General features: G+C 31.5%; 11 protein-coding genes. All 11 read left to right on the top strand.

All coding sequences use genetic code 11. The features are described 5' to 3' along the window. The first annotated feature begins 155 nt into the window (after nucleotides 1-155). Nucleotides 156-524 (top strand): hypothetical protein, encoded by a 369-nt coding sequence (locus BLV79_RS01195; protein ID WP_074715330.1) that lies wholly within the window; start codon nucleotides 156-158, stop codon nucleotides 522-524. Continuing rightward, nucleotides 521-967, top strand: coding sequence for a hypothetical protein (locus BLV79_RS01190; RefSeq protein ID WP_074715327.1), 447 nt, complete (start codon nucleotides 521-523; stop codon nucleotides 965-967). Before BLV79_RS01195 ends, BLV79_RS01190 begins: the two co-directional genes overlap by 4 nt. 283 nt (nucleotides 968-1,250) lie before the next feature. After that, nucleotides 1,251-2,633, top strand: coding sequence for a 2-isopropylmalate synthase (locus BLV79_RS01185; RefSeq protein WP_074715324.1), 1,383 nt, complete (start codon nucleotides 1,251-1,253; stop codon nucleotides 2,631-2,633). 20 nt (nucleotides 2,634-2,653) lie between these two features. Then, nucleotides 2,654-3,310: a GntR family transcriptional regulator gene (locus BLV79_RS01180; RefSeq protein WP_074715322.1), complete on the top strand. Its 657-nt coding sequence runs from the start codon at nucleotides 2,654-2,656 to the stop codon at nucleotides 3,308-3,310. A gap of 86 nt (nucleotides 3,311-3,396) precedes the next feature. Next, nucleotides 3,397-4,605: an NADP-dependent isocitrate dehydrogenase gene (locus BLV79_RS01175; protein WP_074715319.1), complete on the top strand. Its 1,209-nt coding sequence runs from the start codon at nucleotides 3,397-3,399 to the stop codon at nucleotides 4,603-4,605. Between the two features lie 122 nt (nucleotides 4,606-4,727). After that, nucleotides 4,728-5,363, top strand: a complete 636-nt coding sequence (locus tag BLV79_RS01170) for a redox-sensing transcriptional repressor Rex (protein ID WP_074715316.1) — start codon at nucleotides 4,728-4,730, stop codon at nucleotides 5,361-5,363. A 78-nt stretch (nucleotides 5,364-5,441) separates the two neighbouring features. Beyond that, nucleotides 5,442-6,065 (top strand): hypothetical protein, encoded by a 624-nt coding sequence (locus BLV79_RS01165; protein WP_074715313.1) that lies wholly within the window; start codon nucleotides 5,442-5,444, stop codon nucleotides 6,063-6,065. A gap of 147 nt (nucleotides 6,066-6,212) precedes the next feature. Then, the gene (locus BLV79_RS01160) at nucleotides 6,213-7,799 is read left to right on the top strand and encodes a bifunctional ADP-dependent NAD(P)H-hydrate dehydratase/NAD(P)H-hydrate epimerase (protein ID WP_074715311.1); all 1,587 of its coding nucleotides are present in this window, start codon (nucleotides 6,213-6,215) and stop codon (nucleotides 7,797-7,799) included. Nucleotides 7,800-7,802: 3 nt separating this feature from the next. Then, nucleotides 7,803-8,981: an alanine racemase gene (gene alr / locus BLV79_RS01155; RefSeq protein ID WP_074715308.1), complete on the top strand. Its 1,179-nt coding sequence runs from the start codon at nucleotides 7,803-7,805 to the stop codon at nucleotides 8,979-8,981. A 53-nt stretch (nucleotides 8,982-9,034) separates the two neighbouring features. Next, nucleotides 9,035-9,970 (top strand): hemolysin family protein, encoded by a 936-nt coding sequence (locus BLV79_RS01150; protein ID WP_074715305.1) that lies wholly within the window; start codon nucleotides 9,035-9,037, stop codon nucleotides 9,968-9,970. A gap of 140 nt (nucleotides 9,971-10,110) precedes the next feature. After that, complete coding sequence (locus BLV79_RS01145) at nucleotides 10,111-10,842, top strand: YebC/PmpR family DNA-binding transcriptional regulator (RefSeq protein WP_074715302.1); 732 nt, start codon at nucleotides 10,111-10,113, stop codon at nucleotides 10,840-10,842. The last annotated feature ends 12 nt before the right edge of the window (nucleotides 10,843-10,854 follow it).

Genomic DNA, 10,854 nt, shown 5'->3' with positions numbered 1-10,854 from the left:
GGAATGCTGATGAATGACTTGAATGGTATGTGGCCAAATCCAATTAAGTGGGTTAAGGATAAGACAAAAAAGGCTGCCAAGGCGGTTGGAATACTGTTAATAAAGCAGGTAAGGCAGTAGGAGAGTTTTATGCAAAACACAGAGATGCAGTAAATATGATTGGTGGTGTAGCAATTATAGGCGCAGGAATGGCTGTAGCAGTTGTAGCAGCACCTCTTGTTGGATTAACAGCGGGAGTAGCAGCAACAACGGTAGCAGTATCAGGAACATCAATAACTGAAGCACTTGGTGGAGAAAGAACAATACCAGAGATAGTTTGCGATTCTTGTGCTGTTGGTCTTGCTCAGTTATTATATTCTAAGACTGTTGGATCTGTTTTTGCTAGTGGGAAAAATATTGTTGAAGAAGTTTGGGCGAAGGGCATCATGGATGCTTTTGATTATGATTGGCAATACGGTTTTGGAACAATAGTTACAATTTTGTCAAACGGATTAATTAATATAGGAGACGTGGAAAAGGAATGAAATACAAATACGCAAAAAAGAAAAAAATCATCTTGTATGACTATGAGAATTTTTGGAATATCATATTAATTAATGGTTGTGTAATTTGGGCGTATGTATTATTAATGTCATGGGGAATAGCCTGGATTATAATAGTGGATATTACATTTATTGCAAGATTTTTACATGCAAGCAAAGCCAAAAAAGTAACTACTTTCGTAAAAATAACCGAAGATGATAAGCTGATTTATTATCATGCGCCTTATAAAAAAGGCTATGATGAGTATAAAGAAATTGATTTGGCTGACGTGTATGATTATGGATCATATACTATAACTATAAGGAAACATAAGTATATCAAGGATGCAAAAGTCAGTAGAAAAGGTTTTATGATGAAAAATGGAGAGTTTATTGAGTTTATGAATCCATTTTTTATTGACTGTAGAAAAAATAAGAAAAAATAAACGACCATGCTTAGAAGAAATATGACCATTGTCAAGTAGACAGGGAAATATCAAAGTAGCTATGGTCGTTTTTTGGCTCTTTTATTTCGAACATTTTTGATATGAAATTTGTATTAGGCATAGGCAATAATAGAAATAATAAGCATAAAAATTTTTCATAACAAATATTGTTGACAAGGTTACTTTATTATGGTAAATTATTAAATAAATAATATTATTGTATACAATTATCCCATTATATACAAATACACATGAAACAGAATGCAGTATAAGGAGTTATAATATGAGAGAAGTAATTTTTAATAATAAGAATAATTTGTTACAGTTAGAAGAACATTTTTATCAATTAGTAGATGTGGAAGAACCTAATACATTCCATAATTTGTTTCCATATAAAGAAATACCTAAAATAGCTTTTAATGATAGAATTGTTCCACATAATATGCCAGAAGATATATGGATCACAGATACAACATTTAGAGATGGACAACAATCAAGAGCTCCATATACACCGGAACAAATTGTTACAATATATGATTATTTAAATAAACTTGGCGGACCAAACGGTAAGATTCGTCAAAGTGAATTTTTCTTATATAGTAAAAAAGATCAAGAGGCAGTTTATAAATGTCTTGAAAGAGGATATAAATTCCCTGAGGTTACCTCATGGATAAGAGCTAATAAAAAGGATTTCCAATTAGTCAAAGATTTAGGATTAAGGGAGACAGGAATTTTAGTTAGTTGTTCGGATTATCATATTTTTTACAAAATGCATATGACGAGAAAAGAAGTTATGAATCTTTATTTAAGTGTAATTAGAGAATGTCTAGAGACTGGCGTAAGTCCAAGGTGTCATCTTGAAGATATAACACGTTCAGATATTTACGGCTTTGTTATTCCATTTTGTGTAGAATTAATGAAATTGATGGATGAATATAAGATTCCAATTAAGATTAGAGCTTGTGATACAATGGGATATGGTGTTAATTTCCCAGGAGCTGTAATTCCAAGAAGTGTACCAGGAATTATTTATGGATTAACAACACATGCAGGTGTACCATCAGAGTTAATTGAATGGCATGGACATAATGATTTTTATAAAGCAGTTAATAATTCAACAACAGCTTGGTTATATGGCGCAAGTGGTGTAAACTGTTCATTATTTGGTATTGGAGAAAGAACAGGAAACACCCCTCTTGAAGCGATGGTATTTGAATATGCACAACTTCGTGGTACGCTAGATGGTATGGATACAAGAGTTATCACAGAGCTTGCTGAGTATTTTGAAAAAGAAATTGGTTACAAGCAACCAATTCAAACACCATTTGTAGGTAGAAACTTTAATGTAACACGTGCAGGAATACATGCTGACGGATTATTAAAAAATGAAGAAATCTACAATATTTTCGATACAAAGAAATTCTTAAACAGACCACCATTAGTTGCAATTTCTAATACATCAGGTTTAGCAGGAATAGCATATTGGATTAATAATTATTATAATCTTTCTGACGAAAGAAAGGTTGACAAAAACAGTGAGCTTGTTAAAATGATAAAGGATTGGGTTGATTTACAATATGCACAGGGTAGAGTTACTGCATTAACAGATAATGAAATAGTTGTGCAAATAACAGATTGTTGTAAAAAACTCAATGTTGTTTTATAAAAAATAAGATGAGGTAAAGTATGACAAAAGATAATCATTCATTAAGTGCGAAAGTCTTTCATAAGATTCGTAAAGATATTCTTACAGGTAAATATGTAAGAAATGAAGAACTTAAAGAAAAAGCGATTGGCGATGAATTAGGCGTAAGTAGAACCCCAGTAAGAGAAGCGTTTCGTCAATTAGAGCTTGAAGGACTTATTTCAATCATTCCTAACAAAGGGGCATATGTTATAGGGTTATCTGAAAAAGATGTACATGATATTTATGAAATTCGTTCTTTATTAGAAGGGCTCTGTTCAAAATGGGCAGCTAAAAATATTACAGATGAGCAATTACAAGAATTAGAAGAAAATGTATATTTGACGGAATTCTATGCTCAAAGAGGAAATCAAGAACAGATGGTTGATTTAGATAATAAATTTCATGAAGTATTATATGATGCGTCAGGAAGTAGTGAATTAAGAAGAGTTTTGACAGAATATCATTTATATGTTCAGGAGGCTCGCTCAATTTCACTTTCTAACCCGGATCGTGTTCCTAAATTTATGACAGAACATAAAGCAATTGTGGAAGCATTAAAAGAACATGATTGTAAGAAAGCTGAAAAACTAGCTAAATTACATATGAAGAACACAATGTTAAATATGGATGAAATTGGTTGGGGAAATTTGGTATAATATATAAGAATCTTATTATACATTATGAAAATGTCGCTAAGAAATGATTATTATTAGCATTAATTTTAACAAAAAGGAGACTAAAAATGGAAAAGATTAAAATGACAACACCAATAGTTGAAATGGATGGAGATGAAATGACAAGAGTTCTTTGGACAATGATTAAAGATGAGTTAATCAATCCATTCGTTGATTTGAAGACTGATTATTATGATTTAGGCTTAGTAAATAGAAATGAAACAGAAGATCAGGTTACTATTGACGCTGCCAATGCAACAAAAAAATATAAAGTTGCAGTTAAATGTGCCACTATCACACCTAATGCCCAAAGGGTTGAAGAATACAAGCTCAAAAAAATGTGGAAAAGTCCTAATGGAACTATAAGAGCAATGCTAGATGGAACTGTTTTTAGAGCACCAATTGTTGTTAAGGGAATTGATCCAAATGTTAAGTCATGGAAAAAGCCAATTTCAATTGCTAGACATGCTTATGGTGATGTTTATAAAGCAACAGAGATGAAGGTTGCTGGTCCAGGAAAAGCTGAACTTGTTTTCACAGCAGAAGATGGAACAGTAACTAGAGAATTAATTCATGATTTTACTGGTGCAGGTGTAATTCAAGGTCAACATAACTGCCAGGATTCAATTGAAAATTTTGCTCGTAGTTGTTTCGAATTCGCATTAGATACTAAACAAGATTTATGGTTCTCAACTAAAGATACAATTTCAAAAAAATATGATCATACATTTAAAGATATTTTTGCTGAAATTTTTGAAAAAGACTATAAAGAGAAGTTTGAAAAAGCTAATATTACATATTTTTATACATTAATTGATGACGCAGTTGCTAGAGTAATGAAATCAGAGGGTGGATTTATTTGGGCATGTAAAAATTATGATGGAGATGTAATGAGTGATATGATTTCATCAGCATTTGGTTCACTTGCTATGATGACATCAGTATTAGTATCACCACATGGTTATTATGAGTATGAAGCTGCTCATGGAACAGTTCAAAGACATTATTACAGATATTTAGCAGGAGAAAAAACATCAACTAACTCTGTAGCAACAATTTTCGCATGGACTGGAGCTTTAAGAAAACGTGGTGAATTAGATGGAAACAATGATTTGGTTAAATTCGCTAGTGCATTAGAAAAGGCTTGTATTGATACAATAGAATCTGGCAAAATGACTAAAGATTTAGCATTAATCACATCCATTGAAAATCCAACTGTATTAGACAGTGCCGAGTTTATTAATGAAATTAGAACAAATTTAGAGCAGAATTTATAAAATGTTAAAAATTTCACACATTGACAGTTTGACAAAAAGCACTTATAATTATTTTAGAACCTAAAATAATAAAGAAGGATTTTCTTCTTATAAAAGGTAAGCGATAGGAGGAAAAACAAAAAGTGACTAAAGAGATTTCACAGGCAGTTATAAAAAGAATGCCAAGGTATTATCGCTACTTAGGAGAATTGCTTGATGATAATGTTGAACGTATTTCATCAAGAGACTTGAGCAAGCGTATGAATGTTACTGCTTCACAGATTCGTCAAGACTTAAATAATTTTGGTGGATTTGGACAGCAGGGATACGGTTATAATGTTAAATTCTTATACGAAGTTATAGGAAGAATACTAGGATTAGATCAAACTCATAACATAATTGTAATTGGTGCAGGTAATTTAGGACAAGCATTAGCAAATTACGTTAAGTTTGAAAAGTTTGGTTTTGTTATTACAGCATTATTTGACGTTGATCCTGAATTAGTTGGGACTAAAGTACGTAATATTCCAGTTCATAATATTGATGAATTAGACGAATTCTGCAAGGAAAATGATGTGGATATTGCTGCATTAACATTACCTAAGAGTAAAGCTGATACAGTAGCACATCATTTAGTTGATTTAGGTGTCGGAGCTATTTGGAACTTTGCTCATGTAGATCTTGATTTGAGGGAAGATGATGTCATAGTAGAAAATGTTCATTTGTCAGACAGTTTAATGAGATTGTCTTATAATATTGTGCAGAAAAAGTTTAACTAAGTTTGTTCATTATGTGTTTAACGTTTTTACCGATAAATATATAAAGGTATATTTAGTTGGAACGAATGAGGGCACTGTATGAAAAATGAAGAAGAATTTAAAAATGCATTACGCAATAAAGAAGTGCCACTTTTAGTCGTTGACCAAAAGTGGCACAGACTTTTTGCAATTCATGGAAAAACACAACAAATACAAGAGTTAGAAGATAATGTTAATGAATTGCTAAAAAAACAAGCTCATTTGAAAGATAATCATAAAAATTTAAAAAAAATAAAAAATCAGCTTATGAAAGATATAGTGGATAATATGGTTATGTCTACAAATGAAAGTGATTATGATGAAAAAGATAAGATTTTATCTGAAAATAAGCGTTTGATAACAGAAATAAATGAGAAACTAGAACAGTGTGAAGACGAATTAATAGAACTTCCGAAAAAGATAGCTAGAGCAAATGAAATCCTAATGATACAGAGCATGTCATATTGTTATGATAAAATGCATGTTAATTCAAATGAAGCTAATATGTTAGCGAAGAAGATAAAAGATATGCGCATTGAATTAAAAAAGAGTATTATAAAAAAACAAAACAGAGATATAAATAATCGTGAGATATATTCATATATGCATGATATTTTAGGACATGATATTATTGATTTGTTTGATATTCGAGATGAATATGAAAATAAAGATGAGTCTGAATAAAACTATTTTTTTTGGATTTTAGACTTTACAATTAATAAAAATTAATTAAAATGTTATTAGTGGTGTTTTTTATTCCATAACTATAGCTAGTGTGATTTTTTGGCTAGTTGATTATAATTCTATATTGTAGAGGATTGGTGTGCATTAATGAAGTATATTGTTAGTAGCGAAGAAATGAAGAGGTATGACAAGAATACAACTAAGGTTTACAATGTGCCAGAAATTGTACTTGTTGAGCAAGCCGCTGGTGCGATGGTTAATGAATTGTCTAATCTTTTATCTAAGACAAATACTAAATTAAATATTGAAATAAATAAAAAACCGATACTTGTAGTATGTGGAATTGGAAATAACGGCGCTGATGGCGTTGCAGTTGCTCGATTACTTAATGAAAAAGGATATGAAGCTGTTGTCTGCATTATAACTGATAAACAAATAGAAAATTCTTCAGAATCATTTAGACTTGAATTAGGCATATACAAATCATATGGCTATAAAGTAAATGATGGGAGTCTAGTAGAGAGTCTATATTCAGATTATCAAAATGGTATACCATGTAAATATTCTGTCATAATAGATGGAATGTTTGGTGTTGGTTTATCAAGAGATATTGAAGGATTGTATTATGATGTTATAAAAAGATTAAATGTTTTAGAGGCTCTTAAAATCTCGATAGATATTCCATCTGGAATTTCATCGACAACGGGGGCAGTTTTGAATATTGCGTTTAAGGCAGATTATACGTATACATTTTCATTTAGTAAATTAGGGCATTTTTTATGGCCAGGAGTCGATTATTGTGGGAATGTTATTATTTGTGACATTGGAATTACCACTAAAAGTTTTTTAGATAGTCCACCTGAATTTAGATTCCTTGAAAAAAAAGACTTAGAACTTCTTCCTCAAAGAACTCGTAATACTAACAAGGGAAGCTATGGCAAGGTTCTAGTGATTGCAGGAAACAGGAATATGGCTGGAGCCGCTATTTTTTCAGCACTTGCAGCATACAAAATGGGGTGCGGACTAGTGAGAATATTCACAAATGAAATTAACAGGAATATAATACAAAGCGTATTACCAGAAGCTGTGTTGGTAACCTACACACAAACAGAAGAGATTGAAACTCTTTTGCAAAAAAATTTGTCATGGGCAGATTCAGTTGTGTTAGGGCCAGGACTTGGAGTTGGAGAGACTTCGAAAGAAATTGTAAAATTAGTTATTGCTAATACAGATTGCCCAACTGTTATAGATGCAGATGCCTTGAATATTATCTCATATAATGATGATATTAAGGAAATGATAAAAGAGGTTACAATCGTTCAAAATAAGATTTTTATTTTTACTCCTCATTTAGGGGAATTGTCGCGCCTTTTAAAGGTCGATATAAATGAAATTAAGGAAAATATTGTTAATTTTTCTAAAAAAGTTGCCGATGAATACAGAGTGATTTGTGTATCAAAAGATGCACATACAGTAGTTTGTGATTCATGTGGTATTAATTATCTTAATTTATCTGGTTGTGAAGGCTTAGCTACAGCAGGAAGTGGAGATGTATTAACAGGAATTATTGCAAGTTTATTAGGACAGAAAATGGATCCTAATTTTGCAACTGCTTTGGGAGTTTATCTACATGGTTTAGCTGGCGAGTGTGCTAGTAGAGACACTACAGCGTCCGTAATGGCTAGAGACATTGCGAATGCTATAAAAATAATTTTAAAAGAAATCAGGTATTAAGAGATGAAATTAAATAAGAGAGTATATGCAACAATTGATTTAAATGCAGTTCTAGATAATTTAGAAGCAATGAAGAACAATTTAAAAGAGGGAACAAAAATTGTTGCAGTAGTAAAAACAGATGCTTATGGACATGGAGCACAAGAGATTGCAAAAACAGTAGAGGATCTTCCTTACATATGGGGATTTGCAGTTGCAACACTTGAGGAAGGAGAAATCCTTAGAAGAAATGGTGTTAAGAAGCCAATTTTGATTTTAGGAGTAACTTTCCCAGAAGAATTTGATCAGATAATTGAAAATGATATTCGTCCAGCAGTTTGTTCTTTTGAAATGGCAGAAAGAATTTCAAAAGAAGCTCAAAAATTAGGCAAAATAGCTAAAATACATATAAAAATTGACTCAGGAATGGGTAGAATTGGATTTGTAGTAAACGAAGATAACGCTGAGACAATTAGTCAGATTTCCAAGTTGCCAAATATTGAAATTGAAGGAATGTTTACTCATTTTGCCAGAGCTGATGAACTCTCAAAAGAACCAGCCTTTATTCAGATGGATTCATTTAAGAAAATGATTAAAATGGTTGAAGACAGAGGCGTTTCTATCAAATTAAAACATTGTTCTAATTCAGCTGGTATTGTTGAAATTCCAGAAGCAAATATGGATATGGTTAGAGCAGGAATTACATTGTATGGTTTATGGCCTTCTGAAGATGTAAAAAAGGATATTATTGATTTAAAACCAGTAATGTCATTACATAGTACAATTACTTTTATCAAAGATGTTGAAAAAGGATGTGCAATTAGTTATGGCGGAACATATGTTGCAGATTCTAAGAGAAAAATTGCAACTATACCAGTAGGATATGGCGATGGATATGCTAGAGGCCTTTCAAATAAAGGTTATGTTTTGATTCATGGTCAAAAAGCACCAATTTGTGGAAGAGTTTGTATGGATCAAATGATGGTTGATGTGACAGATATCAAGGATGTTAAAACATTTGATGAAGTAACATTGTTAGGAAAAGATGGTGATGAGCAAATAACTCTTGAAGAATTAGGAGATATTTCAGGTAGATTTAACTATGAATTTGCATGTCTAATCACAAGTAGAGTTGCAAGATATTATGTTAAAGATGGCAATGTTGTTTTTACAAGAGATGCTTATAAGTTATCAATAGATTAATTAATTTATTGATAGTATCATAATTTAGATTTATAGAAAAAGGTGGAAATTAAATGGATGATGGCGGGAGTCCCATTATTATAGCGATGGGGATAGTAATTGTAATACTTGTATTTGTATTGATTGCGTTAGTTCTTTTGATGAAAGAAGAGATTAAGAAAAAAATTCAGAAAATAAAAGAAAGTCATTTTTCTTTAGATAATGATGTAACAGAGCAAGAAATATTATCTATGGTTAATGAAGGTCATGAACAGGGTGTTTTACATGAACAAGAAGCAGAAATGATTAATAATATTTTGGAATTTGATGAAAAAGAAGCAAAAGACATAATGACACATAGAGCTAATATTATTGCATTAGATGCGGAGATGTCATTTTGTGATGCAGTAGATATTATGAGCAAGACTTCTAAATCAAGATTTCCGGTTTATATTGATGATATAGATAATATTATTGGCGTTTTGCATATAAAAGAAGCGTTGGATTTTTATCATAGGAATGAAGTATTTAGATCATCTCTTAAGGATATTCCTAATCTTGTAAGTGATGTGAAATTTATTCCTGAAACAAGAAAAATCAATGTATTATTTAGAAAAATGCAGCTAGAAAAGATACATATGGTTGTTGTTGTCGATGAATATGGGCAGACATCTGGTATCGTAGCGATGGAAGATATTTTAGAAGAAATTGTTGGAAATATTGAAGATGAACATGATTTAGAAGAATGTCATATTGAAAGGATTTCAAAGGATTCTTATTTGATTGATGGTATGACACCGATAGAAGAGTTGAGTGGTATTTTGAATCTTCCATTAGAGGAGATTGGATTTGATACATTAAACGGAATGCTAGTGTCGTTAATTGATAAAATTCCTAATGATGGTGAAAAATTTACGGTTGATGCCTATGGATATAGATTTTGCGTAAATTTAATCAAAGATAAAACAATCAGGAAGGTTACGGTTACGAAAAACTCTAATGTCGCGTAATTGTTTGTTGCAAGATATTAAAAATAATGATAAAATTACATATTAGAGACTGCCTAGCATATAATATGCTCAGACATCATAGTGATACTCTTAGGTATTAATTTTAGCTAGGAAAAAATAGGTAGAAAAGAGGAAATATAATGTCAGGACATTCTAAGTTTGCTAATATCAAACATAAAAAAGAAAAAAATGATGCTGCAAAAGGAAAGATTTTTACAATTATTGGTAGAGAAATTGCTGTTGCAGTTAAAGAGGGTGGTCCAGACCCAAATAACAACTATAAATTAGCTCAGATTATCCAAAAAGCTAAGGCTAATAATATGCCTAACGATACAATTGAAAGAGGTATTAAAAAGGCTTCAGGAGATGCCAATTCAGCTAATTACGAATATTGTACATATGAAGGCTACGGCCCAAGTGGTACAGCTATTATTGTAAAATGTTTAACAGATAATAAGAATCGTACAGCTGCTGATGTTCGTAATGCTTTCACAAAAGGCCAAGGAAGTGTTGGAACACAGGGATGCGTATCTTATATGTTTGACGAGAAAGGTCAGATTTTAATTGATAAAGAAGAATGCGATATGGATGCGGATGATTTAATGATGCAGGCGTTAGATGCAGGTGCAGAAGATTTTAGCGAAGAAGAAGATAGCTTTGAAATTACAACTGCTCCAGCAGATTTTGATGCGGTTAATAATGCATTAAAAGAAGCAGGTGTAAAGATGGCTTCAGCAGAAGTAACAATGATTCCACAGACATATGTTACATTAACGGATGAAGCTGATTTAAACAATATTCAAAGAATTTTTGATTTATTAGATGAATCAGATGATGTACAGGAAGTATATCACAACTTTAGAGAAGAGTAATTAGTAATTTAA

The organism is Lachnobacterium bovis DSM 14045 (genome assembly GCF_900107245.1).
Classification (GTDB): Bacteria; Bacillota; Clostridia; order Lachnospirales; family Lachnospiraceae; genus Roseburia; species Roseburia bovis.
The sequence above is the reverse complement of the archived record's forward strand: the minus strand, read 5'-3'. Positions and strand labels throughout refer to the sequence as shown.